The following is a 24412-nucleotide window of genomic DNA, read 5'->3' as shown; positions in this document are numbered from 1 at the left end:
GGTGGCGGGTGATCAGAGTTGTCGTCGTGGACGACCAGGAGCTCGTCCGGCGCGGTTTCCGGTCGATTCTGTCCGCGCAGGACGACATGGAGGTCGTCGGTGAGGCCGCCGACGGGGCCGAGGCACTGCGGGTGCTGCGGGACGTCGACGCGGACGTCGTGGTGATGGACATCTGGATGCCCGTCATGGACGGCGTCGCCGCCACCGAGGAGCTGGTGGCGTCGGGAAACCGAGCCCGGGTGCTCGCGCTCACCACGTTCGACACCGACGAGAACGCCTTCGCGGCGCTGCAGGCCGGGGCCGGTGGCTTCCTGCTCAAGAACGCTCCGCCCGCCGAGCTGCTCTCGGCGATCCGGTCCATCGCCGCCGGCGATGCCATTGTTGCGCCCCGGGTCACCCGACGGCTGCTCGATCGCTTCGCCGGGCAACTGGTGCCCGCGGTCCCGGCGGTGCACAGCTCCGCCAAGCGGCTGGCGACCCTCACCGAGCGTGAACGCGAGGTGTTTCTGCTGGTCGCTCAGGGCCGGTCGAACGCCGATATCGCTGAGCGGTTGCACGTCGCCGAGACCACCGTGAAAACCCACGTCGGCCGGATTCTCGGGAAGCTCGAGCTGCGGGACCGCGTACAGGCGGTGGTGCTCGCCTACGAAAGCGGTCTGGTCCGACCCAAAGCATAGATAAAGGTAGATGTAGCCTGGTTCCTCCATTGCCGAGATCGAGGAGGCGCCCGTGATACGAGTGCGAAGCCGAAGGGCGGCTTTGGTGGCGGCAGCCGTCGCGATGACCGCGGTGATCTACGGGCTGGTGCAGCTGCCGGCGTCCGCGGACACCAGGACGGAAGTGCGGGAGGTGTTCGCGCCGAACGGCTCGATCCGGAAGGAGAACGTCCGGGTGGCCGATCTCCCGCGGACCGACAAGTCTGTCGACGTCACGGCCGAGGTGGTGACAATCCAGCAGACCGGCGCGCCGGGTAGCCGCTACGACCTCGTCTTCGTCGGTGACGGCTACACCGCCGCGGAGCAGGAGTTGTTCCACAGCCAGGTCCTCGCCCGCTGGGCCCAGCTCAGTGCGGTGGAGCCGTTCCGGACGCTGAAGAACAGCTTCAACGTGTGGCAGGTCAACGCGATCTCGGCCCAGTCCGGATCGGACAACGATCCGACCCTCGGCATCGAGAAGGACACCGCCCTCGACGGCGAGTTCTGGTGCGGAGGCCTGGACCGGCTGGTCTGCGTCGACGAAACGGTGGCCGAGCAGTACGCCCAACTGGCGCCGGGCGCCGACCAGGCACTCATCCTGGTCAACAGCACCACCTACGGCGGCTCGGGCGGCAGCGTGACGGTGTCCAGCGGCGGCAACGCGCTGTCCGGCGACATTGTGGTGCACGAACTGGGCCATTCGATCGGTGGCCTGGCCGACGAGTACGGCGGCGACCCGACCGTCTACCCCGGCGGCGAACCGGGCGAGCCCAACACCTCGGTGGCCAACGAGGCGACGATGCGCGCCCAGCGGCTCAAATGGTTCAGCTACCTGGGCAAACCCACCCCGGACGGCGGCGTGATCGGCACCTTCGAGGGCGCCGCCTACTACGACCGAGGCGTGTACAGGCCGAGCGAGAACTCGATGATGCGATCACTGGGCAACGAGTTCAACCTGATCGGGATCGACCAGCTGACCGCCGCGATCCTCGCCAAGACCGGCTGACCGGGCTGGCCTGGTGACAGGTCTTGGGCGGCTAAATGGCGGCCGATCCAAGCCGTTGCGCGGGTGTCAGCGGCGGTGGGCGAGCAGGACGCGTCGACGGTGTGAGCGGCAGTGGGCGAGCAGAGCGGGACGAGGGTGTGAGCGGCAGCGGGCGAGTGGGGCGCGGGCGGGCCTGGGAGAGCAGGCCCGCCCGCACGCACTGCCTCACTTCGGTTCGTCGTGCTCCCCGCCGAACCACGAGCCGGCCGGCGCATGGTCATCGTCGCCGTGCCTCCGCGCCTGCGCCGGCGCAGAAGGCCCTGCCGCAGAAGGCCCCGGCGGCGTCGGCCCGGCAACAGGAGAAGTTGGCGAGGCACCTGGGGAAGTCAGGTCGGTACCTGGGGGAGTTGGCCTAGCGACAGAAGGGGGAGGAGAAGGAGAACGAGGGGGAGCTATCGCAGAAGACACGGCGGCATGCCGCCCGGCGTCCGCAATCTCCTCCCGGTCACCGAATCCGCGCCCAACCTCCGGCAACCCGAATGACACCTCGGCCTCAGGGAATTCGGCCACGGACTCTCGCCGCCGAGACCCGAACCCCGCGTCACCCACCACGACAGGTGCGGCTCCGGCCGACCCCCACGGCACCTCACCGCCGCCGAACCCAGAAGCAGGACGAGTAACCGACAACCCCGAACCGGCCTGGCCCGGCATAGAAAGATCACCCGTAGGCTGCGAAGCGAACTCCGAATCCGAAACGACAGACCCATACCCGGACCCCAGCCCAAACTCGGACTCCAGCCCAGACCCGGACTCCAGCCCGGATTCGGACCTGAGCCCAGACCCAGACCCCAGCTCAGACCGAGACCGCTGGTCCAACCCGGACTCGGTCCGCGAGCCCGGCTCAAGCCCGGACCCGGACCGCGAGCCCGCTTCAAGCCCGGACCCGGTCGCGAGCTCAGACGAAGACGCCAGCCCGGAACCAGACCCAGATCCCAGCCCAGACCCAGGCCGCTCCTGAGACCCGGACCCGGACCGCGAGCCGAGCCCAGCCCCGGACCCGGACCCGGACGCCACCTCAGACGAAGACGCCAGCCCAGCCCCGGCCCCAGACCCCAGCCCACCCCCAGCAGCCCCCCGGCGCCCACCCCCCACAGGCCACAACCGAGGCCGTCGCCGAGCCGCCAAATCCTCAACCCACCCGAACGCCACCACCGCCAACAACGTCAACCCCAGCGAAGCAACAAGATCCGTAGGCCCGTCCAACTCCCCAAGATCATCCAGCGCCAGCACCGTCAGAACCGGCCAGATAGCCGCGATCGCAATGTTGTGCCACAGATAGATCGTCACCGCCCGCGCGTTCAACAGATTGACCGCCCCGTCCACCCGCGGCCGACGCTCGAGCCACGACATGTCCGGCTGCCACCGCAACGCCAGCAGAACGAAAGCCAGCGACCACAACGCCTGCGACTCCGACACCTCGTTGAGGTCCCAGCCCGACTCCGAAGCGTGCCCCCGCAGCCAGTACAACGCCGCCAACCCCATGACCGCCGAGGCCGCGACCACCAGGCCAGGGCGGATCCGGGCCAGCCGGCCGTCGTGATGCGCGAAGCCGGCGATCCAGCACGCGCCGTAGGTCGCGAAATCCCACATAGCCGCGTCCGCCCGCCCGAACGGCAGCGAGAAGTCCGTCTTGTCGAGGACCGCGATCAGCACGATCGGCGCCGCCACCGCGGCCCAGCCGATCTTCTTGTATGCCAGGTACAGCAACGGCGACAGCACCACGAACCACAGGTACGCCCGGATGTACCAGAGCGGCTCCCAGACGTCGATGCCCTTCTCGCTGCCCGGCGGGTCTCCGATCGGCAGCAGCCACAGGCCGAGTTTCCAGCTCAGCGGTTCGTCCCCGCCGTCCTCGTCGGTCCAGCCCAGGTACAGCATCGCCGGCACCGCGATCACCGCCAGCAGCCACAGTGGCGGCAGCAGCCGGCGCAGGCGCGAGGTGATCACCGAGCCCGCCGAGCGCCGGTCCAGGGAGGCTGCCGTCAGTGATCCGGCCAGGGCGAACATGATGCCCATCGCGGGCAGCAGGATCGACAGCCACGGCCAGCCGAACAGGTGGTAGACGATCACCCGGACGATGGCGGCGGCGCGGAGCAGGTCCAGATAGCGGTTGCGCACCGGAGCACGCTAGCGATGCCCACCTCCCTTCCAGCACCTCCGGAGCGGTCCACAAGTACGCCCGGGCGGGTTACCCCGAAGGGGTGAAGTGTCCAGATTGTCAGTGCGATTGTGCGTCGCCGGTGATCTGTCCGGAGCCGCGAAAGGCCAGGTCAGGACGCCTGTCGCCGGGTTGTGGGGGAGAACTGGCCGAAACTTGCGGTAGTCACCGTTGGGTGGTGCCGGCGTTGGTCCACCTCGGAGGCGGCGTGCACAGGCGCGGCGCACGAGGCAAAGGGAGACACACGGGATGCGCAAGCCTGCTGTCGTAGTGACCGCCGCGGTCTCGGCGGTGCTGGCCGGCGGGATCATGGTGGCCACCACCGCGGGTGCGGAGGAGACTCCGGCCACGCCGGCGGCGCCGTCGATGGTTCTGCCCGACCTGCCGGCCATCCCGCAACTTCCGGCCGACGGTGGCGTGCCCGCGACTGCCGGGCTGCCCGCCGTACCCGGGGATCCGGCTGCTCCCGCCGGTCAGCTGACGCCCACCTCCGGCGCTCATGCCCCCGCCCGGCCCGGGGGTGTTGTCGATCCGGCGAAGCCGGCGGCGGACCAGCCGGCCGCGCCCGGCGCTGCGACCACAGCTGCCCGCCCGGCTGCGGATGCGGCGACCCGGCCGCCTGCCGGCGCCCCGGCGGCGGCCAAGCCCGATGTCAAGGCCGACGACCGGGCCGACGAGAAGCCGGCGGCCGACAAGCCCACCCGCGGTGGCAAGCCGAACGCCTTCTCGGCCGCCCAGCGGGACGTGACCACCAGCCAGGCCCTCTCCACCGACCCCGGCGGCAGCGTCCAGCAGCAGGCGTTGACGCTGGTCAACGAGAACCGGCGGCGTGGCGGCTGCGACAAGCTCACCGTCGACCGGCGGCTGATCGTGGCGGCGAACCGGCACGCCGCCGAGATGGCGCGGCGCGGCTACTTCGCGCACGAGGACTCGCGCGGGCAGCGGGCCGGTGACCGGGTCGAGGACGCCGGCTACCAGTGGTCGCGTTACGGCGAGAACATCGCCCGCGGCCAGGACAGCGTCGCCGAGGTCGTCGACGGCTGGATGAAGAGCCCTGAGCACCGCGAGAACATCATGGACTGTGGTCTGCGTGAGGTGGGCGTCGGGCTGGCCTTCAGTGCCGACCGTACGCCGTACTGGGTGCAGGACTTCGCGACCCCGCAGTGACCGTGAGAAAGCGTTGAGCGACGACCCCTGTGTTTGACGTCCCGGATTGATGCCACAGTCGGTCGGCGGACCTTCCCAGGTGCACGGATGTGCTTCGATGTGCGGACACATCTCCTGGGGAGGACGATTTTGGGAGTGCAGCGGGTTTCCGCACGCCTCGCGACCGCCGTGCTGGCGGTGGCGGTCGGCGGTGGGCTCGGCGCTGTGGTGCTGTCCCCGGGCGCGGCCGGCGCCGCGACCCGGACGGTCAGCGCCACACCGATTACCGCCGTCGTCGTCACGAAGGCCGCCGCGGCTTCGTGCTCGACGGGCAAGTACCAGAAGCAGGTCGAGGGTTACCTCAAGAAGATCGGCGGCTACGGCACGGTCTCGGTCGACGGCAAGCAGTCGGCCAAGGACTGCGCCGCGATCAAGAAGTTCCAGGTCCGCTTCGGCATCAAGCCGGCCGCCGGCCTGGCCGGGCCGACGACGTACGGAGTGGCCAAGCGGCTCGCCGCCACGAAGACGTCGAAGTGCAAGGCCAAGAAGTCGGGCTACACGTTCTGCGTGGACCTGACGAACCAGACGACCTGGGTGATGAAGAACGGCAAGGTCTACGCCAAGCCGACGGTCACCCGGACCGGCATGAAGGGGTACCGCACGCCGTCGGGCTCCTTCAAGATCAACAAGCGCACCAAGAAGGAATGGTCCGACCCGTACGAGGTGTGGCTGCCGTACTGGCAGCGCTTCATCGGCGGCCGGGGCTTCCACCAGACGACCACGTACATCCACGATGCGTGGCGGGGCTCGCACGGCTGCGTCAACCTGCTGCCGGCGGACGCCAAGAAGTACTACAAGATCGGCAAGATCGGCATGACGGTCAAGGTCATCGGCCGTCGGTCGGGCACCTGATCAGGTAGGCAAGCACAGAGACGGCCCGCCGGCATGAGCCGGTGGGCCGTCTTTCTTCTTCCGGTACGGGGTCAGGCCGCGAGCTCCTGGTGACTCGTCCGGGCGTGCGTGGTGAGCACGTCGTGACCGGGGAAAGCCTTCTCGTCGCCGGTCGCGGTGAACACCCGCAGGCCCTGCCGGGTCAGCGTGTACGTGACGTCGGTGAAGTGGCTCACCGTGTCGTCGTGGTGCACGATCGTCAGTTCGTCGGCGCGGAGCATGGTCCCGTCCTTCGCGTACGCAGATGGGGCACGTGACCTGGATTACGGCTGCCGTGAGGCCCCCGGTTCAATCCGTCGGCCGATTGTGCCTTCCGGCAGGCCCATTGACCAGGCCTGTCTTTGAGCCTCGCGCCTCGCGTTGACCTGCGCAGTCGACCACAGGTCGGCCGTCGGGCGGATTACCGACACCCACCTGGTATCAAATCGTTCCGACCGATATAGATCAGCTGTCCGATCGGCCCGGGTTTTTCGTCGGTGCCCCGGCATAGAGTGGCGCTCGTGTCCCGCCCCCACCGCCGCGCCCGCACCCTGCTGGTCGCGTTCGTCCTGCTGCCACCCCTGACCGCGGCCTCCTGCGGCGACGAGCCGTCCGGCCTCACGGTCGGCGCCGCCGCGATGGGCACGGTCGCCGAGATCGTCGAGGCCTCCGGCTCGGTGACCGCCCGCGCCGCCGCCACGGTCACCTCGCCGGCCGAGGGCACCCTTGCCGAGCTGCGCTTCGACGCCGGTGACCAGGTCCGCAAGGGCCAGGTGGTCGCCGTGGTCGACTCACCCGCCGCCGAGCGCCGCCTGGAGCAAGCCGCCCAGGCCCTCGACGCGGCCTCCTCGGGTGGCGTGCCGTCCACCGGGGGCACCGCGGCGTTCACCGCCGCCCAGCACCGCACCGACCAGCGAGCCGACAAGGCGTTCACCGACGCCCGCAAAGCCGCCGACAAGGTCACCGACGCCGAGCTCAAAACCGCCCTGCTGGCCCAGGTGAAGGCCGCCCAGCAGCAATACGAGGCTGCCTCGGACGCGGCCGGCGCCGCCCTGCGCTCGGTGCAGCGCGGCGTCGCCGGCCTCGGCCAGGCGGTCAACGCCCTCGGCACGGCACAGCGGCTCCAGGCCCAGCAGGCATACGACCTGGCCGAGGCCGCCGTCGACGCGCTCACCCTGCGCGCCCCCGTCTCCGGCGTCGTTCAGCTCGGCGGCACCGCCTCGGGCGGCACGTCCTCGCTCACCGATCTGCTCGCCGACCCGGCCTCGGCTGCCGCCGCCGGTGCGCCGGCGCAGGCGCCCGTGGCCGGGGTCGATCCGGCCGTGCCGCAGGGCGCGACGGTCGGCGCGGGCACCCCGATCCTCACCATCGTCGACACCGGCAAGCTCGGCCTGGCCGCCGAGGTCGACGAGACCGACGTGCTGCTGGTGCAGGCCGGCGGCAAGGCGACCGCCGAGCTCGACGCCGCTACCGGCGCGACCTACGAGGCCGGCGTGCGCGCCGTCGACCTGCTGCCGACCACTTCCGCGCGCGGCGGCGTCTCCTACCGCGTGCGGCTCACCCTGGGCAAGGGTCGCTATGCGGACGGCCGGCCCGCGCCCACGCCGCGGCCGGGCATGAGCGCCATCGTCCGGCTCCAGGTGCGCCAGGCCGACGACGCGGTGACCGTGCCGGCGTCCGCCGTGGTGTCCGCCGACGGCCGCGACACCATCTGGACCGTCCGCGGTGGCAAGGCCGAGCGGGTCCCGGTCACGCTCGGGGTCCAGGGCGAGGACGTCGTGCAGGTGGTCTCCGGCATCGGCGCCGGCCAGCAGATCATCGTGGGCGGTGCCGACCAGGTCAGTCCCGGGCAGACCGTGCCGTGAGCGACATCCCGGCCATCGTGGCCACGGACGTCTCGCGCACGTACGAGCTGGACGGCGTCTCCGTCGCCGCCCTGCGCGGCGTCTCCCTGACCGTGAACGACGGCGATTACCTGGCCATCGTCGGCACGTCCGGCTCCGGCAAGTCCACCCTCATGCACCTGCTCGGCGGGCTCGACCGGCCCACCGGCGGCACCCTGCTCATCGGCGGCCGCGACGTCGCCACGCTGTCGCCGCCCGAGATGGCCCGGCTGCGCAACGAGACCATCGGCTTCGTCTTCCAGTCGTTCCACCTGCTCACCCGCACCACGGCCCGGGACAACGTGGCCCTGCCGCTGGTCTACCGCGGCATCGGCCGCCGGGAACGCCGGGCCCGGGCCGGCGAGATGCTGGAACGCGTCGGCCTGGCCCACCGGATGGACCACCGGCCCAACCAGATGTCCGGCGGTGAGCAGCAGCGGGTGGCCATCGCCCGCGCGCTGGTCACCGGCCCGTCGGTGCTGCTGGCCGACGAGCCCACCGGCAATCTCGACACGACCACCGGCCAGTCGGTGCTGGCCCTGCTCGAGTCGCTGAACGCCGATGGCGTGGCCGTCGTCCTGGTCACCCACGACCGGGAGGTCGCCGTGCGTGCCCACCGGCAGATCGTGATGCGCGACGGGCTGATCGTCGAGCCCGCCCCGGCCGCGCCGGATCCCGGGGACGGCCCCGCGTGAGAGTGGCCGAGGCCTGGCGGGTCGCCCTCGACGCGCTGCGCGCCAACCGGCTGCGCAGCGTGCTCACCATGCTCGGCGTGGTCATCGGCGTGGCCGCGGTGGTCGCGCTCGTGGCCATCGGCACGGGCACCAAGCAGCAGATCGAGCAGCAGGTCGAGGGCCTCGGCTCCAACCTGCTCATCGTCGTGCCGGGCCGGCTCGAGGCCGGCTCCGCGCCGTCGGTGTCGACGCTGTCGCTCGACGACGTCGACGCCGTCTCCCGGGTCGTCGGCGACCGCAACCGGGTCGCGGTGACGGTGGCCTCCGGCGAGACCGTACGCGCGGGCAGCCGCAGCTCGTTCGCCAGCATGCAGGGCGTCCTGGAGACCACCCCGAGCGTCTTCGTCCGGCGCCTCGACCGGGGCACCTACCTGACCCGCTCGGACGTCAACACCGCCCGCCGGGTCGCGGTCCTGGGCGCCGGCGTGGCCACCCAGCTCTTCGGCGACCGGGATCCGATCGGCCGGCAGATCACCATCGGCGGTGTCCGGTTCCGGGTGATCGGCACCTTCGAGGCGCTCGGCCAGAGCCTCGGCGTGGACCGCGACAGCGAGGTGCACATCCCCGTCACGGCCGCCCAGCGGCTGCTCGGCACCGACCGCATCGACGCCCTGGCGATCCGCGCGCCCGACCGGGAACGCATCGACACCCTCGGCACCGACATCGTCGCGGCCCTCAGCAAGCGCCACCCCGAGAGCGACTTCAGCGCGGTCACCCAGGAGCAGATCCTCGGCGTGCTGGGCGACATCCTGGGCGTGCTGACCGGCGTCCTGGCCGCCATCGCCGGGATCAGCCTGCTGGTCGGCGGCGTCGGCGTCTCCAACATCATGCTGGTGTCGGTGCGGGAACGCACCAGGGAGATCGGCCTGCGCAAGGCGGTCGGCGCCCGGCCTCGCGACATCGGCGTGCAGTTCCTGCTCGAAGCCGTCCTGCTCACCACGATCGGCGGCGTCATCGGCATGGCGCTGGGCATCTCCGCCGCGCTGCTCGTCGACCGGCTGTCCCCGGTGCCGGCCGCCGTCACCTGGTGGTCGCTGGCCCTGGCGTTCGGGGTGTCGGCGCTGGTCGGCATCGTCTTCGGCGTCGTGCCCGCGCAACGCGCCGGCCGCCTCGATCCCGTCGTCGCGTTGCGGACCGAATGACCACGACCGTCCGCGAGCGCCGCACCGTGCCGGCTCCCCTGCTCGTCCTCACCGCCATCGCTTCCGTCCAGGTCGGCAGCGCCGTCGCCCGCACGCTGTTCGACGACCTCGGCGCGGCCGGCGTCACGCTGCTGCGCCTGTTGATCGCGGCCGTCATCCTCGGCGTCGTGTTCCGGCCCCGGATCGGTGGCTGGTCCGCCGCCGCGTGGCGGGCCGCCGTGCTGCTCGGCGTGGCCATGGCGGGCATGAATCTGCTCTTCTACCTGGCCCTGCGCACGGTCCCGCTCGGCGTCGGCGTGACGGTCGAGTTCCTCGGGCCGCTGCTGCTCACGCTGGTGCAGACCCGGCGGCTGGTCGACCTGCTGTGGGCCCTGCTGGCTGCCGGGGGAGTCGCCCTGCTCGGCGTCGGCTCCGGGTTCACGGCGCCGCTGGGTGGACTGCTGCTGGCGTTCGCGGCCGGGCTCTGCTGGGCCGGTTACATCCTCGCGAGTGCGCACCTGGGCACGCTGGTCCCGGGCACGGGCGGGCTGGCGGTGGCGCTCGCGGTGGCGGCGGTGCTCGTGCTGCCGTTCGGCGCGAGCGGTGCTTCCGCCGTACTGGATCATCCGTCTCTGCTCGCCGGCGCGGCCGCGGTCGCGCTGCTGTCGTCGGTCCTGTCCTACGGCCTGGAGATCAACGCGCTGCGGCGCATGCCCACCCGGGTCTTCGGCATCCTGATGAGCCTGGAGCCGGCCGCCGCGGCCATCGCCGGGCTCGTGGTGCTGCACCAGCGGCTCGGCCTGCGTGCGGTCGTGGCGCTGCTGCTGGTGAGCCTGGCCAGCCTGGGCGTCACTCTGGCCCAGCGCGAACCGGCACCCCCACCCACCTCACCGGCGTGACCGGCGCGGCCAAAACCTCATGTCCGGGCCCGGGAGGCCGAACAAAGAACGTGTCGCTCAGGGTCCACGCTCCCGCATACGAGCTACGCGACCTGCACGGAGCGTCTCGTGCGGTCGCGTACCTCACGCTGGCCGCGTCGCCTTACGTGTTCGTGACGTCGTACATCGACCCGGGCGTCAACCTGATCACGCTGGTCGTGTCCGCGGCGATCTCTGTCCTGATGGCGTTCACGGGTGTGCTGTGCTGGCGCCGGCCCACCGCCGTACCCCGGTCGGGCTGGTTCGTCGCCCCGATCCTGGCCACCGCAGTGGTGGCCGGCCTGAACTTCGCCACCCACGACGCGTCCACCGGCTCGCAGCTCTTCTACCTCTGGCCCATCCTGTACGCGGCGAACTTCCTCAGCCGCCGCGTCCTCTACCTCAACCTGCTCCTGGTGTACGCAGGCGACGCGGCCACCGTGTTCGCCGTCCTCGGACCCCAGCGCGGCGCCTCCGACTGGGTCGCCATGGTGATCGCCATGACGATGGCCGCCACGGTGGTGCAGAGCCTGCGGGTCCGCGCCGACCGGCTGCGCGACGTCCTGGAACGGCAGGCGAACGCGGACCACCTCACCGGCCTGGCCAACCGCCGCTACTTCGACGACGCGCTGGTCGCCGAGGCGGCCTGGGCCCGACGCACCGACGGCTCCCTGGCCCTGCTCACGGTCGACCTGGACCACTTCAAGGCGATCAACGACACCTTCGGCCACTCCGAGGGCGACCGGGTGCTGCAGGCGGTCGCCGACGCGATGCGCGAGGTCGTCGGCGAAACCGGCGTCGCGGCCCGGCTGGGCGGCGACGAGTTCGTCATGCTGCTACGGATGGGCGGCCGCGCCGCCGTGGGCGTCGCCGACGCCCTGCGTTCCGCGATCGCCGACCGCACCGACCTGCTGGGCGGCCCGCCCGGCGTGAGCATCGGCATCGCGGTGCTGCCCGGCGACGCCGGCACGGTGGAAGACCTGGTCGCGGCGTCGGACGCGGCGCTCTACCAGGCGAAGACGTCGGGCCGCGGCCGGGTGTCCGTCGCCGGCGAACGGCACAACGTCGACCAGGTGCCTAGCTTTGTTCCGGACCCGCGGCCTTGACCAGCCCGAGAATCTCCCGGCGCATCCGCGGGTAAGGGCCCCAGCCGTCCCGCAACACATGGATGTAGATCGCCTCGAGCGCCACCTCGATCCGCTGCGCCAGCTCCTGATCATCAGCCAGCCCGAGCCGCACAGCCCGGGCGAAGTGATCGAGCGCCTCCATGTGCCGCCCCTGATCAAAGGCACTGCGACCGGCGTTCTCATGCACAACGCTGCGGAGCAGCTCCGGCGCCTCCGAACTGGCGGCCTGCTCGAACAGCCGATCGGCCTCGGCGTAGTCCCCCCGCAACCGCAACACGTGCGCCAGCTCGGCCTGCGCGATGACGGTGGCTTGCACATCCCCAGCCGATTCGGCGTGAGCGAGCGCCAGCCGGCTGGCGGCCGCAGCCATCCCGAGCTCGTCCAGCAGCCGGTACACCTCGGCCCGCACACTGAGCAGCCCGGCCCGGGCGACGTTGTCCTGCTCGTCGGCCAGCGGCCCGTCGAGCCGCTCACCGAGCTCCCGCAACGCGTCCCGGTCATCCACGACTTCGCGCAGCGTGGCACCGTCCAGCCGCCACCGGATCGCGGCCAGATCCTCCGGACCCAGGGGCTTGGGCCGGCCGGGGGCGGCGGGCTTGATCTCGGTGGGCTCCGGCCCGGGTACGAGCAGAGCCTCGGCCTTCTCGTCGAGTTCCGAGGGCTCACCAGGTGCCGGTGCGCCGCTGGTCGGCTGAGCGTCAATGGGCTCGGGCTGATCCGGGGCGGCGACCTCCTCCGGTGACATCGTGGTCGTGGCGCCGGCGATCCCGTTCATCAGGCCGGTGATGTCCAGGTTCAGCACGACCCCGTCGGCCTTCGCCTCGTCCGTGCTCTCCTGGGCCGCTTTCGGCTTGCCCCCGAACCACGTGGGCCCGAGATCCGAGTCGGCGTACTTGCGCGGCTCCGACGGCCCCGACGTGATCAGCCGCCCGATCGGCGCGGCATTCGCGGCGGGGTTCGGGCCGGGCCGGGTGGCCGGCGGAACGGGGGAGATCGGCGTGGCACTGCCGGCGCCGGGTTTCGGGCTGTGCTGCGGCTTGGCCTCCGCGGGGGCGGCGGCGGCCTGCTGCGCTTCGGTGGGCCGCGTGGTCGGCACTCCGCCGGTGCGGAAGGCGGCCTCGGCGAGTTGCTTCGCTTGTTCCTGGCGGGCTAGCTCCGCGGCGCGGCGGGCCTCTTCCGCCTGGCGTGCGGCTTCGGCCTGCCGGGCTGCTTCGGCGTGCTGTTCGGCTTCGAGCTGACGGGCTGCGATTGCTGCCTGGCGGGTCGCTTCGGCCTGGCGGTCGGCTTCCTCCGCCTTGCGTGCGGCCTCGGCGCGGCGGGCGGCGTCGGCCTGGCGTGCGGCTTCGGCTTGGCGGGCGGTCGCTTCAGCCTCGCGGGCTGCGATCTCTGCCTGGCGCGCCGCTTCGGCCTGCCGCGCGGCTTCCGCTTGGCGGGCGGCGTCGGCCTGGCGTGCGGCTTCGGCCTGGCGTGCTGCTTCGGCTTGGCGGGCGGCCTCGGCCTGCCTGGCAGCCAGCTGGGCTTGATGTGCGGCCTCAGCTTGGCGGGCGGCGTCGGCTTGGCGGGCGGCTTCAGCCTGCCGCGCGGCTGCCGCCTGGCGAGCCTGTTCCGCCTGGCGCGCTGCATCGGCCTGCCGGGCGGCTTCAGCTTGGCGTACGGCGTCGGCTTGGCGTGCGGCGTCGGCTTGGCGTGCGGCTTCGGCTTGGCGTGCGGCTTCAGCTTGGTGGGCAGCGTCGGCTTGTCGGGCGGCTTCGGCCTGGCGGGCAGCCTCCGCCTGCTGTGCCGCGGCCCGCCGAGCTGCCTCTTCCGACCGGTGCTGATCCGCCGGATCGCCGTGACGCGGCTGCGCGGGCACGCCCATCGGCCGCACCGGAAGCACGGGCTCCGCTTGAGCCGGACCACCGTGCCGCGGCTGACCCGGCCGGCCCTGAACGCCGGGATCGGCGAGATAGCTCTGGGCAACCTGTCCCGAACCGTCCGCCTCGCCCGGCCGCTGAGCGGGCACCTGGATCGCCCGGTCGACGGGAGGCTGCTGAGGGCTGCGGTGCTGCCCCGGTACGTCGGCGTAGGCCACCGGCTCGCCGCCGGTGGGCGCGGGAGAACCCGGCCGGACCATGCCGACCGTTGGCATCTCCGGCTGAGGGCTGATGAGCGGCAGTTCACCGGTAACCGGGCCATCGGCGCCGTGCCGGGCCGGAAGAATCTCGCCCTCGAGCGCGGCCGGCACGCCCGTAACGGGCCGGACCTGGGCGGGAACGTCGTACGCGGTGACCCCAGGCTGCGGCGAACCAACGGTCGGAGCAGTACGAGACGGCGGCCGCTGCGAAGGCGGCACGGCGGTCGGCGTACCCGTGGACAGAATCATCGCGGTCCGCGGCCCACCGACGATCGGCCGTTCAGCGGTCGACCCGTCGTCGAACGACGCCCGGCCGCGCGAAGCGTTGGCCGCGGGCGGGGCAGCCGGCCCACCACGACGACCGCGAGGTGCGGCAAGGCGCGGATCGGTGTCCTGCGGCGACGAGAACCGCGGATCGTGCACCGGCACACCACGCGGATCCGTGCCCGCCGGAAACGCCTGCGGCGACGCGAGCCGCGCGTCGGCACCCTGCGGCGGCGCGAGCCGGGCGTCCTGCCCAGGCTGCTGAGCGGCCCAGGCGTCCTGAGCAGGCGGCTGGAAGAGCCGCGGGTCCTGCCCCGGCACAGCACCCCGCGGGTCTCCCGGCGGCGAGAACCGGGGATCGTGCACCGGAACGCCACGCGGATCGGTCCCGGCCGGGAAGCCGTGCGAGGACGCGACGCGAGGATCGTGCGCCTGATCATCATTGGCCCACGGGGTGAAGGCCGCCGGAGCCTGCGCTGCCGCCGGGCTCTGCGGCGACTCACCGACCGCAGGGCGCCGGATCGGCGTGGGCGCGGACGGCGGAACCGGCGGAGGCGCAGCGGCCGGCATGACGGGCGGCCGGTTCCGCGGCCCAGCGGGACTGACGGGCGGCGCCTCCGCAGCGCGCCGATCCGGCGGGGGCATCACCCCCGGCCGGAAACCGTCAGGAACCGGCCCGGCCGGACTGACCGGAGCCCGCCCGGCACCACCGGGAGCATCCCGCCCCTGATCAAACGCGGTCGGAGCCTGCCCCGCGACACCCGGCGCGGAATCGAACGCGGCCGGACTTGCCGGCGCCCGCCCAGCGACACCTGGCGCGGAATCGAACGCGGCCGGACTGACCGGCGCCCGCCCGGCGGCCCCCGGCGCGCCATCGAACGCGGCCGGACTGACCGGCGCCCGCCCGGCGACACCCGGCGCGGAATCAAATGCGGCCGGACTGACTGGCGCCCGTCCCGCGACACCCTGCGCGGCCGAACTGCCCGGAGCCTCATCCGTCACCCCGGACGGCGAGACAAACCCGACCCGCGGCTTCCGCGTACCCCCAGCCGGCGCCTGGCCGTGACCCGCCGCCCGCCCCTGATCGAACGCAGCCGGCGCCGCACCCTGCCGTCGCGTACCCGGCCCGGCAGCCGCCGGCGCCTTCGGCACGTTCGGCAGCGCCGGCGTCACCACCCGAGGCGTCGCCGTCGACGGCGCTGCCTTCACCACCCGCGGCGTAGCCGGCGGGTCAGCCTTCTTGATCACCCGTGGCGGCGCGGGCGGCTTGGCCTTGCTGAGCACGCGCGGCGGCACCGGCGGTGGCGCCTTACTCAGCACCCGCGGGCCCTCGCCGTCATCCGGTGTCTGCGGTTCCTCGGCCTTGGCCGCCGCAGCCGGCCGAGGCGCCTCGGCGGCGGGCCGATCGGACCACGGCTCGGCCGGGGCGATCCGCGACTCCTCATCCGGTACGGACGCAGCCGGCAGATCCCACGTGGTCCGCGACGGCCGGCGGTCCCGCCCCGGGACCGGACGACGCTCGTACGGGAGCAGGTCCTCCTCGCGCAGGTCGTCGACGAGCGGGTCGAAGTCCTGATCACGCCGCGGCCGGTAGAGGTCAGCCACGACCTCTTCCTCGGGCTCGGCCGGCACCGGCGGCGACACCCGGGCGCGGCCGGTGACCGGCTGCGGCATGTCGTCGCGGCGGCCCCGGCGCACCGGCTCGTCGATCGGCGCGTCGTCCCAGCTCTCGATGACCCGGGAGCGGCGGGACGCGGTGTAGCGCTGCTGCTCCTCCCAGTCCCGCTCGTCGAAGTCGCGGTCGTCGTACTCGAGTTCGTCGAAGTCGAGGCTGCGGCGCTGCCAGCCCTCGGCGCCGGGCGGTGAGACGGGGGTGGCGTCGAGGTCGGCCGGGGCGAACTCAGGGTCGTCGAGCCAGCTGGGGCGCTCACTGTCGAAGGCCTGCTTGATGCGCTTGTCGCGGTTCGGTGACCGTTGGTAGCCGTCCTGGCGGCGCTGGCGGCGGCGTTCGGCCAGCTCGTCGATGCCCGGATCGAGGGCGTTCACTGGCTTTTGCGGGGGTTCCGGAATGTCGTCGAATTCGTCTTCTTCGACGTATCGGGCGCGGGTCGGGGGACGGCGGGTATCAGCGCCCCAGCGGGCCGCGACTGCATCCGCGTACGGGTCCCGGGCGGTCGCGGTGGTGTCCGCGTACGGCCGTTTCGGGTCGTCGTCGTACTCCGATTCCCAGTATTCGTCGTCCTCGAAGCTCATCGGGTCACCCCGGCACGACCCGCGGAGGGGCACGACAGTGGCTGCGCCGAGCCGGCCCGCTGTCGCATCCGTGCCCCCCGTCCTCGCCGCCGCGCACGCCCACCCGCGCCCGGTAGCCCTTCCCCGCCGTACGAGTTGGAAGGTTAACCACGGATTTGCGTAGCGCGCTACCGCCCGCGGGAGCGCTTCATCCGACCCTGGGGGTCCCCCGACCCCGGGAGCCGTCCCGGCGCCGCGGCCCGCCGGAAGAGTTCCATCGACAGACAGTACGGACGCGGACGCCCAGCGGTTCATTCTCCGGCGCGGGCAAACAGAAGGTTTTTGGTAATTGACGTTGAGTGACGACGGCCGGCGCGGCGGTTCCCCATTCATGAACCGCTCTCATTGTTTCCGCGATGTGGCCGGCCACGGAATTTAAGCCATTCTTAATGGCTGGCTGAGGAAAGCAACGAAGAATGGCCCGACGCTGGTCGATCTTGTCCTCACCCACTGTGACCGTGGCGAGGGACACGTCGCGTATCCACGGATCATGGCCGCCCCGGATGTCACGGTTGGAAGCACGGGCCGGCCCGGCGCTGTGCCGGCCCGTGGCGCGCCACCCATCCCGGCGGCGCGACCGCGAAGTGACAGAAACACGACACCGAACGAAGGGGAGCGGATCATGCCGCGTCTCGACCTCGGCGCCGTACGCGCCACCTGCCGGGTGGCGCTGCGCCGCCTGGACTCCTGGACCCTGTCCACGATGAACTCCCCGGCCGGCGGCCGACGCCCCCGTTAAGCCGCCACCCGCCGGGGCCCAGGAACGGCGGCGGGTGCACCCGCCGCCGTTTCGATCCCCCACCTGCCCGCCCGGGCGTATCCGGTCCGGACCCGCGCCGCAAGTGGGCCAAGTGGGACTCAGAAGCCAGCCGACGAGAGAGCCGGTCCGCTTGCTCCCAGCGGCCGCGACTCAGCCGCCGACACGGTCGGCCATCCGAAGCCGGCCGATCAGGATCGGCCGCCGCGAGGTGCCATGCCTTCGAGATCGGCCGCCGAGCGTGGCCCGCTCAAAGTCGACCGGCAAAGGTCGGCCGCCGACTGCCGCCGTTCAGAGGCGGCCGTCCTTATTGAACGGTGCGGTGAGCGCCGGCAACGCCAACCCCGCCCGGCACAGATCGTGCAGCAACCGCGAAAGCTCCGCCCGAGTCAGAATCTCCAACTGCTCCGGCTCCCGATGCGGCACGTCCAGAGCCCGCGCCGCCTCCACAGCCCGCGCCCCGATCGCCGCCTCGACCGCCCACAACCGCTGGGCCAGCATCGCGATGTGCGCCGACCGGGTCAGTTCCTCGTGCAGCCGCAGCAACCGGCGCAGGTCGGCGGCCAGCTGTTCGATCGGCGGCCCGAGCGGCTGCGGCTGTTCCGCCCGGCGGCCGGGCCAGGACTGCGACACAGCAGCCCACCAGCGCGGCGAGTAGATGACGACCGCGCCGATCAGGGTCGGCGTTACGGTGATGAGGGCGAGTTTCCCCACGTCGAGCAGGCTCACGGTGCGCTCCTTCAGCCCGCGTGCATGGATACCTCTCTGACGATCCGCCCGCCCGCAACCACCGTCAAGCCGGATTTGTGCGACGCCCGAAGTGGATCTCCGCAGGTCAGCGGGTGCGGCCGCGGCTCACCAGGCGGGTGATCGGCATCGGCGGCGCCGGGATGTCGGGGCCGTCGTAGCCGCGGACGACGCCGAACGGTCCTCCTCCGGCGCGGTCCTCCCAGGCCTGGCGGGCCGTCACGATCTCGTCGTGGTCGCGGCCCACGAAGTTCCACCACATCACGAGCCGTTCGGTGAACGGTTCGCCGCCCAGCAGCATCAGCCTGGTCGCCGGTCCCGCGGCCAGGCGCAGCTCGGTGCGACCCTCGCCGAGGTAGAGCAGCGGTCCCGGCTCGACCGGCACGTCCGCCACGGTCGCCGCGCCGTCGATGACCAGCACCGCGTACTCGAAATCGGGTCTCAGGGGCAGCGCGGCCGTGCTCCCGGCAGTCAGGGTGATCTCCGCTCCCAGCAGGGGAGTGTCGCAGCGGGCGGGGGAGACCGCCCCGGCCAGGTCGCCCATCAGCAGGGTCGCGGTGAGGCCGCCGTCGGTGAGCACCGGCAGCTCCGCGTGCTGGGTGAAGGCCGGCGGTCCGCCGCGGGTCGCGTCCGGCAGGGCCACCCAGAGCTGAACCCCCTGGAGTACGCCGCTGTTGGTGCCCGGGGTCTCCTCCGAGTGGGAGATGCCGCGCCCGGCGGTCATCAGGTTGAGCTGGCCCGGCCGGATCTCCTGGAGGCTGCCGAGGCTGTCGCGGTGCACGATCTCCCCGGCGACCAGCCAGCTCACCGTCTGCAGCCCGATGTGCGGGTGCGGGCCGACGCGCATCCCGGCCGAACCCTCCAGCCGGTGCGGCCCGTACGCGTCCAGGAAACACCACGCCCCGACCATCCGCCGGTGCTTGCTGGGCAGCGTCCGGGTCACCTCCAGCCCGCGCGGCCCGCCGAGGGCGACCGGGGTGCCTTCGAGGATCTCCACCCCGGCCGGGGACGTCGTCGCCTCAGGAATGCTCACCGTTGAAAGCTACCGCCGTCCCGCGCTCAGCGGAGCGGCTCGCAGCAGGCTTGCGCCCAGCGCCACCAGGGCCAGGGCGAGCGGCGCGGTGACTGGCACGACAAGCAGCGTCGCCGTCCGGCCCTCCAGTAGCCCGCCGAACCCGACGACCGAGACGCCGAGGACGCCCAGCGTGCACATCGTCGCTCCGACCGCGGCCCGCGCGGCCGATCCTGCGGTGATCTCCGTGGGCCGGGGTGTGTCGAAGCGGCGGAAGACCAGCACCAGGACGGCGGTGACCAGTGCGGCAGCGGCCAGCCAGAGCGGCCGGGTCGCCCACCAACCGGCCGACCCGGGTGCTCCGGCGGTCAGGCCACGGGCCGCGACCAGGACGACGAACGCGGCGGTCAGGTGCCAGAGGAACGCCGTCATGGCCAGCCCGTTCGCCGCCACCACGGCCTGCCACACCCGGGCCCGCCTCAGCAGCCGGGTAGCAGGCTTGCGTACCAGCAGGACGAGACCGATCAGCCAGACCGCATGCGCGGCCAGCGCCACCGTCGGCGGCGACATGTTGGACACCGTCTCGCCCGGCACCCCGACCATCGACACCGGGTACGGCCCCACCGTCGTGAGCAGCAGCACCGCGCCGATCCCGCCGCCGGCCAGCAGCAGGGCGAGCCGCCGGCCCCCGCGCTGCAGCGTCCCGTCGGCGTAGAAGAAGCCGAGCTGGTGCACACCGGCCCAGACCACCAGCAGGTTCAGGACGGCGATCTGCGGGTGCCCGGCGAAGCGCAGCACGTCCACGGCGATTGCCACGGCCAGCAGCAGCACCGGCACCTTGGCGCCGAAGCGCTCGTGCAGCCGCCACATCGCCGGTGCCAGCGCGACGAGTCCCAGGTAGACGGCGAGGAACCACAGCGGCTGCACCGCCGTCCGCAGCGCCACCCGGACCAGACCCTGGTCCTGGCCGGCCAGCGCCACGCCGAGGGCCAGGGCCAGCCAGACGGCGAGGAAGACCGCGGTCGGGCGCAGCAGCCGGGCCGTACGGGATCGGGTGAAGTCCGCGTAGCCGCCGCCGCGGCGCCGGATCGAGGCCAGCGCGGTCGCGTGCGCGAAGCCGCCGACCAGGAAGAACACCGGCATCACCTGGAGCAGCCAGGTGATCGGCTGCAAGCGGGGGACCAGGGCCAGCACGTTGGTGACGCGGGTGCCGCCGTCGGCGCCGGTCACCGGTACGGCCATCAGCCAGTGCCCGGCGATCACCACGCCGAGGGAGGCGACGCGGAGCAGGTCGACGTAGCGGTCACGGCCGGGCGGGGTCGCGGCCGCCAGGGATGCGGCGGAGGCGCCGGGCACGGTGGTGGAGGTCATGCCGGATACCCTGCCGGGGCGGTGACCTGGGCGGATGGGTGCGCGTACTCAACTCGGACCGGGTACCGGCGCTGACATCGGGTGCTGCCGGCAGTACGGTGGCCGCTGCTTCAGGACCAGGAGGTCGACGTGCGTCCCGTACTCGCTGCCCTGCTCGTCGCGGCTCTCGCCGGTTGCAGCGCCGACAAGCCGAAGCCCGTGGAAAGCCCGCCCAGCGCCGCGGCACCGAGTGCCGTGCCGACATCCTCGGCCCGGCCCGTGGCGCCGGCGCAGCTGCCGCAGGGCGGTACCAAGATCTTCCCGGCGTACCGGGTCGTCGCCTACTACGGCACGGCGGGCAACAGCACGCTCGGGGTGCTGGGCGAGGGCAGCCCGGACAAGATGCTGCCGAAGCTGCGGGCCGCGGCGAAACCGTTCGCCGGTGGCCGCAAGGTGCAGCCCGCGTACGAGTTGATCGCGAGCGTCGCCCAGGCCGGCCCGGGCGCCGACGGCAACTACAGCCGGATGATCCCGCTCAGCCGCATCCAGCAGTACGTCGAGCACGCCCGCCGGCACAAGGTCCTGCTCATCCTGGACCTGCAGCCGGGCCGCGGCGACTTCCTGCCGCAGGCCCGCCGGCTGGAACGCTTCCTGGTGCAGCCGCACGTCGGGCTGGCCCTGGACCCGGAATGGCGGATGCCCAAGGGCAAGGTGCCCGGCAAGACCATCGGCCGGGTCGGCGCCGCTGAGGTCAACCGCGTCTCGGCCTACCTGTCCGGCCTGGTCCGGGCGCACAAGCTGCCGGAGAAGCTGTTCGTGCTGCACCAGTTCCGGGCGTCGATGCTGCCGGACATCACCCGGATCAGGAAGCAGCCCGGGCTGGCCCTGGTGCAGCACGTCGACGGCTTCGGCACCCGCTCGGAGAAGAACGCCACCTGGAACAGGCTGCGCCGCCCGCAGCAGTTCCACCTCGGCTACAAGCTGTTCTACGACGAGGACGTCAAGCGCTACCGGGCGGCCGACGTGCTCAAGTTCAAGCCCGTTCCCGAACTGGTGAGCTTCCAGTAGCGCCCAGGCCGGCCGAGCCCAGCACCCGCGTGATGGTGACCTCGATGACCACCCGCTGCGGGTTGGGCCGGGGCTGGCGGTAGCGCTCGGCGTAGCGGCGCTCGGCCTCGGCCACCGACTCCGGGTCGTCGCGGACCACGGCCCGGCCCTCGATCGTGCTCCAGCGTGGACCGTCGACCTGGCAGATCGCCACCCGGTCACCGCCCGCGCGGACCTGGCGGACCTTGGCCGAGCCGCCGGAGGCGATCACCCGCAGCAGGCCCGCCGCCGGGTCGACGGTGGCACCGACCGGCACCACGTGCGGCGAGCCGTCGGCGCGCAGCGTGGTCAGGGTGCAGAGGTGCCGCTCGGTCCAGAACTCCAGAACTGCCGGGGCTGACAGGGACAAACGACCACTCATGCTTGCTCCGCCGGTAGGTGACCCTGGCGCACCGCGGCGACCAGGCGTTGGTGGTCGCTCTCGACCTGGTCGGCGTACGCGCGGGCGAACTTGCACAGCATGTCGTCGAGCTTGTCGCTGCTGCCGATGTAGCCCGCGATCATGGACGCGCCGCTGGTCCGGGCGTGGCTCTTGGCGAGCAGGTAACCGCAGATGCCGGCGTAGTCGGCCAGCGCGCCCGCGTTGATGTCCTCGACCAGGATCGCGCCCTTCATGTCGCGGAACTGCCGCACGTAGAACTGCAGCTCGCCCACGGTGGCCCAGCCCAGCAGCGGGTCGCTGACGGTCTGCAGCGCCTGCTGGTACTCCACCACGCGCTGGCCCTGGTGCCGGTGCCAGGCCACCGAGCCGTGCTGGTGTTTCGCGATCACCGACCTGCGGGCCTGCTTGAGCTGGAGGAACACCACGTCGTCGGGGCTGCTGCCCTCACACAGCGCGACGTACGCCCGCAGCCCCACCGAGCCGACGCCGACCACCTTGTGCGCGATGTCGACGATCCGGTAGCCGGCCAGGATGCGCGCCCAGTGCGGTGGCAGCGTGTTCAGATAGCCGTCCAGCGCCGCGGCGAGGTGGTCGAGCTCCTTGTCGCTGGGCCGGGTGATCAGCGGCGGCTCCTGCACCAGCCGTACGGTGCCGTCGCGGTGCTCGGTGAAGCGCGGCAGCGCCCGGTCGCTGGTGCGCCGGCGGGCGCGGCGAGCGGCCCGTTCGATCTCGTCGCGGAAGCCGGGCTTGGTGGCCGCCTTGCGCAGGTCGTCCACGTCGAGGGCGGCGAACGAGCGGGCCAGCAGCGGCAGCTCGGCGAGGTGCCCGATCTGCTCGCGGTATTCCTCGACGCAGTGCTTCACCGCGTCGGCGCAGGCGTGCTCGCGGAAGCCGTTCTGCCGGCCGGCCACCCAGACGCTGGTGACCAGCCGGCGCAGGTCCCATTCCCAGGCGCCGGGGTGGGCCTCGTCGAAGTCGTTGAGGTCGAAGACCAGCTCGCGCTCGGGGGAGGCGTAGAAGCCGAAGTTGCCCAGGTGGGCGTCGCCGCAGATGACCGGGGTGATGCCGGTGTGCGGCAGGGGAGCGAAGTCGTCGGCCATGATGTTGGCCGAACCACGCAGGAACGCGTACGGCGAGGCGATCATCCGGCCCACGCGGACCGGGACGAGCCAGGGCAGCCGCCCCTCGTGCGCGTCGACGATCTGCTGGACGGGGTCGACCCGGTCCGGCGCCGGGGTCCAGTGGGCGAGGTCGGAACGCGGCGAACGCTCGCGCAGGGAGCGGCCGAGCTCGTACCGCTCCGCGCGCGTCGGTGCGGACTTGCGTAGCGAGGCGAAGCCGTGGTCACGACGGGTGTCGAGCACGACGTGGCCGGCCGGTGGCGGGGAAACCGGTGCTGCTTCCATCACCGCCGAGCGTACGGGTCCGCACCGGTCCGGCTGTTGACGAGGGTCTTGTTATCGCTAACAATGACCGTCGGGTCCACCCTCCGGGACACCCACGCCCATGGTGGTGCGCGACGGGACGAGGTGCGGCGATGGATGTGCACGCGGCGCGCAGCCCCGCCATGACCGATGTCGCCCGGCTGGCCGGAGTCTCGCACCAGACCGTCTCCCGGGTCCTCAACGACCATCCGAATGTGCGCGAACAGACCCGCCTGCGGGTACGCGCGGCCATCGCCGAGCTGGGTTACCGGCCCAACCGGGCGGCCCGGGCCCTGGTCACCGGCCGCTCCCAGCTGATCGGCATCGTCGCGCAGAACAGCACCCTCTACGGCCCGGCCTCGCTGTTGGCGGCCTTCGAGCAGGCCGCGGCCGAGGCGGGCTTCGCGGTCAGCGTGGGCAGCGTCGGACGGCTGGACCGGGAGTCGATCGCGGGAGCCGTCGAGCGGCATTTGGACCAGCGGGTCGCCGGCCTGGTGGTGATCGCGCCGGTGAAGTCCGCGGACGACGCCCTCGAGGGCATGCCCGCCGGGGTGCCGCTGGTGACCATCGACGGTGATCCGCAGCGGTCGCACACTCTGGTGACCGTGGACCAGGCGGCCGGGGCGCGCGCCGCGACCCGGCATCTGCTCGCCGCCGGGCACCGTACGGTCTGGCACATCTCCGGCCCGCCGGAGTGGTACGACGCGGCCTGGCGCATCGAGGGCTGGCGGGCCGCGCTGCACGAAGCCGGCGCCGAGGTGCCGCCGCTGGTGAACGCCGACTGGTCGGCGGCCTCCGGCTACGACGCGGGCCGGATGCTGGCGCGGATGCCCGAGGTGACCGCGGTCTTCGCAGCCAACGACCACCAGGCGCTCGGTCTGCTGCGGGCGTTCAGTGAGCACGGCCGCCGGGTGCCGCACGACGTGAGCGTGGTCGGCTTCGACGACGTGCCGGAGGCGGCCTTCTTCATCCCGCCGCTGACCACCGTGCGGCCGTCCTTCGACGCGGTCGCCCAGGCCGGCCTGGACCTGCTGCTGGCCCAGATCACCGACCCCGCCACGCCGCCGAACCGCGTGGTCATCGCCCCGTCGCTGGTGGAACGGGCCAGCGTGGCCCCACCTGCCTGAACGGTTTCATCAAGGTTGCCGCGTTGTAACCACAGAGCCGTTGACATCGGAAATGTTAGCGCTCACACTCGATCCCACGCC

General features: G+C 72.3%; 19 protein-coding genes. 11 read left to right on the top strand and 8 right to left on the bottom strand.

Annotation, left to right across the window (positions count from 1 at the left end; genetic code table 11):
* Nucleotides 1–26: 26 nt before the first annotated feature.
* Together ACQP2Y_RS29575 and ACQP2Y_RS29570 are read left to right on the top strand one after the other, a co-directional pair.
* On the top strand, nucleotides 27–677 hold the full coding sequence (locus ACQP2Y_RS29575; RefSeq protein ID WP_433718373.1) for a response regulator: 651 nt from the start codon (nucleotides 27–29) through the stop codon (nucleotides 675–677).
* A gap of 85 nt (nucleotides 678–762) precedes the next feature.
* On the top strand, nucleotides 763–1701 hold the full coding sequence (locus ACQP2Y_RS29570; protein ID WP_433718372.1) for a M64 family metallopeptidase: 939 nt from the start codon (nucleotides 763–765) through the stop codon (nucleotides 1699–1701).
* Nucleotides 1702–1905: 204 nt separating this feature from the next.
* Here the strand turns inward: ACQP2Y_RS29570 and ACQP2Y_RS29565 are convergent, their stop codons facing one another.
* Nucleotides 1906–3858 carry an acyltransferase family protein gene (locus ACQP2Y_RS29565; RefSeq protein ID WP_433718371.1) on the bottom strand — a complete coding sequence of 651 codons (1953 nt, stop codon included), beginning with the start codon at nucleotides 3856–3858 and terminating at the stop codon, nucleotides 1906–1908.
* A 289-nt stretch (nucleotides 3859–4147) separates the two neighbouring features.
* Between ACQP2Y_RS29565 and ACQP2Y_RS29560 the strand changes: the two genes are divergently transcribed.
* Nucleotides 4148–5065 carry a CAP domain-containing protein gene (locus ACQP2Y_RS29560; protein ID WP_433718370.1) on the top strand — a complete coding sequence of 306 codons (918 nt, stop codon included), beginning with the start codon at nucleotides 4148–4150 and terminating at the stop codon, nucleotides 5063–5065.
* A gap of 135 nt (nucleotides 5066–5200) precedes the next feature.
* On the top strand, nucleotides 5201–5956 hold the full coding sequence (locus tag ACQP2Y_RS29555) for a L,D-transpeptidase family protein (RefSeq protein WP_360833396.1): 756 nt from the start codon (nucleotides 5201–5203) through the stop codon (nucleotides 5954–5956).
* 71 nt (nucleotides 5957–6027) lie between these two features.
* On the opposite strand, the gene ACQP2Y_RS29550 is transcribed toward ACQP2Y_RS29555, so the two are convergent.
* Nucleotides 6028–6216, bottom strand: coding sequence for a hypothetical protein (locus ACQP2Y_RS29550; RefSeq protein WP_360833394.1), 189 nt, complete (start codon nucleotides 6214–6216; stop codon nucleotides 6028–6030).
* A 279-nt stretch (nucleotides 6217–6495) separates the two neighbouring features.
* Between ACQP2Y_RS29550 and ACQP2Y_RS29545 the strand changes: the two genes are divergently transcribed.
* The 5 genes from ACQP2Y_RS29545 to ACQP2Y_RS29525 are packed head-to-tail and all read left to right on the top strand — an operon-like array spanning nucleotide 6496 to nucleotide 11735.
* Nucleotides 6496–7839, top strand: coding sequence for an efflux RND transporter periplasmic adaptor subunit (locus tag ACQP2Y_RS29545; protein WP_433718367.1), 1344 nt, complete (start codon nucleotides 6496–6498; stop codon nucleotides 7837–7839).
* A 5-nt stretch (nucleotides 7840–7844) separates the two neighbouring features.
* Nucleotides 7845–8552: an ABC transporter ATP-binding protein gene (locus ACQP2Y_RS29540; protein ID WP_433732114.1), complete on the top strand. Its 708-nt coding sequence runs from the start codon at nucleotides 7845–7847 to the stop codon at nucleotides 8550–8552.
* Nucleotides 8549–9733, top strand: coding sequence for an ABC transporter permease (locus ACQP2Y_RS29535; RefSeq protein ID WP_433718365.1), 1185 nt, complete (start codon nucleotides 8549–8551; stop codon nucleotides 9731–9733). The genes ACQP2Y_RS29540 and ACQP2Y_RS29535 overlap by 4 nt, the downstream gene beginning before the upstream one ends.
* Nucleotides 9730–10611 (top strand): EamA family transporter, encoded by an 882-nt coding sequence (locus tag ACQP2Y_RS29530; RefSeq protein WP_433718364.1) that lies wholly within the window; start codon nucleotides 9730–9732, stop codon nucleotides 10609–10611. Before ACQP2Y_RS29535 ends, ACQP2Y_RS29530 begins: the two co-directional genes overlap by 4 nt.
* 50 nt (nucleotides 10612–10661) lie before the next feature.
* Nucleotides 10662–11735, top strand: a complete 1074-nt coding sequence (locus tag ACQP2Y_RS29525; protein ID WP_433718363.1) for a diguanylate cyclase — start codon at nucleotides 10662–10664, stop codon at nucleotides 11733–11735.
* On the opposite strand, the gene ACQP2Y_RS29520 is transcribed toward ACQP2Y_RS29525, so the two are convergent.
* The 4 genes from ACQP2Y_RS29520 to ACQP2Y_RS29505 all read right to left on the bottom strand — a co-directional run bounded on the left by ACQP2Y_RS29520 (nucleotide 11707) and on the right by ACQP2Y_RS29505 (nucleotide 20312).
* Nucleotides 11707–16386 (bottom strand): hypothetical protein, encoded by a 4680-nt coding sequence (locus tag ACQP2Y_RS29520; protein ID WP_433718361.1) that lies wholly within the window; start codon nucleotides 16384–16386, stop codon nucleotides 11707–11709. The genes ACQP2Y_RS29525 and ACQP2Y_RS29520 overlap by 29 nt on opposite strands.
* 1087 nt (nucleotides 16387–17473) lie before the next feature.
* The gene (locus tag ACQP2Y_RS29515; protein ID WP_433718360.1) at nucleotides 17474–17911 is read right to left on the bottom strand and encodes a hypothetical protein; all 438 of its coding nucleotides are present in this window, start codon (nucleotides 17909–17911) and stop codon (nucleotides 17474–17476) included.
* Nucleotides 17912–18017: 106 nt separating this feature from the next.
* Complete coding sequence (locus ACQP2Y_RS29510) at nucleotides 18018–18962, bottom strand: pirin family protein (RefSeq protein WP_433718359.1); 945 nt, start codon at nucleotides 18960–18962, stop codon at nucleotides 18018–18020.
* A 9-nt stretch (nucleotides 18963–18971) separates the two neighbouring features.
* Complete coding sequence (locus tag ACQP2Y_RS29505; protein ID WP_433718357.1) at nucleotides 18972–20312, bottom strand: acyltransferase family protein; 1341 nt, start codon at nucleotides 20310–20312, stop codon at nucleotides 18972–18974.
* Between the two features lie 129 nt (nucleotides 20313–20441).
* Between ACQP2Y_RS29505 and ACQP2Y_RS29500 the strand changes: the two genes are divergently transcribed.
* Entirely contained in the window at nucleotides 20442–21359 is a 918-nt protein-coding gene (locus ACQP2Y_RS29500) for a hypothetical protein (protein ID WP_433718355.1), read from the top strand.
* Here ACQP2Y_RS29500 and ACQP2Y_RS29495 read toward each other — a convergent pair.
* Nucleotides 21325–21759, bottom strand: a complete 435-nt coding sequence (locus ACQP2Y_RS29495; protein WP_433718353.1) for a pyridoxamine 5'-phosphate oxidase family protein — start codon at nucleotides 21757–21759, stop codon at nucleotides 21325–21327. The genes ACQP2Y_RS29500 and ACQP2Y_RS29495 overlap by 35 nt on opposite strands.
* On the bottom strand, nucleotides 21756–23186 hold the full coding sequence (locus tag ACQP2Y_RS29490; RefSeq protein WP_433718351.1) for a DUF2252 domain-containing protein: 1431 nt from the start codon (nucleotides 23184–23186) through the stop codon (nucleotides 21756–21758). Before ACQP2Y_RS29490 ends, ACQP2Y_RS29495 begins: the two co-directional genes overlap by 4 nt.
* Nucleotides 23187–23317: 131 nt before the next feature.
* On the opposite strand from ACQP2Y_RS29490, the gene ACQP2Y_RS29485 reads away from it, so the two are divergent.
* Nucleotides 23318–24331, top strand: coding sequence for a LacI family DNA-binding transcriptional regulator (locus ACQP2Y_RS29485; protein ID WP_360824521.1), 1014 nt, complete (start codon nucleotides 23318–23320; stop codon nucleotides 24329–24331).
* Nucleotides 24332–24412 lie beyond the last annotated feature (81 nt).

Origin of the sequence: Actinoplanes sp. CA-051413, from assembly GCF_050955795.1 — a bacterium.
In the GTDB taxonomy this organism is placed as follows: domain Bacteria; phylum Actinomycetota; class Actinomycetes; order Mycobacteriales; family Micromonosporaceae; genus Actinoplanes.
Note: the sequence above shows the minus strand (reverse complement) of the source record. Positions and strands in the feature narration are given on the sequence as shown.

What these genes read in the sequence shown, in the direction of transcription:
- ACQP2Y_RS29560 (WP_433718370.1), top strand. Translation starts at nt 4,148, where the DNA reads ATGCGCAAGCCTGCTGTCGTAGTGACCGCCGCGGTCTCGGCGGTGCTG.
- ACQP2Y_RS29550 (WP_360833394.1), bottom strand. Translation starts at nt 6,216, where the DNA reads ATGCTCCGCGCCGACGAACTGACGATCGTGCACCACGACGACACGGTG.
- ACQP2Y_RS29530 (WP_433718364.1), top strand. Translation starts at nt 9,730, where the DNA reads ATGACCACGACCGTCCGCGAGCGCCGCACCGTGCCGGCTCCCCTGCTC.
- ACQP2Y_RS29520 (WP_433718361.1), bottom strand. Translation starts at nt 16,386, where the DNA reads ATGAGCTTCGAGGACGACGAATACTGGGAATCGGAGTACGACGACGAC.
- ACQP2Y_RS29505 (WP_433718357.1), bottom strand. Translation starts at nt 20,312, where the DNA reads ATGACCTCCACCACCGTGCCCGGCGCCTCCGCCGCATCCCTGGCGGCC.
- ACQP2Y_RS29495 (WP_433718353.1), bottom strand. Translation starts at nt 21,759, where the DNA reads ATGAGTGGTCGTTTGTCCCTGTCAGCCCCGGCAGTTCTGGAGTTCTGG.
- ACQP2Y_RS29490 (WP_433718351.1), bottom strand. Translation starts at nt 23,186, where the DNA reads ATGGAAGCAGCACCGGTTTCCCCGCCACCGGCCGGCCACGTCGTGCTC.
- ACQP2Y_RS29485 (WP_360824521.1), top strand. Translation starts at nt 23,318, where the DNA reads ATGGATGTGCACGCGGCGCGCAGCCCCGCCATGACCGATGTCGCCCGG.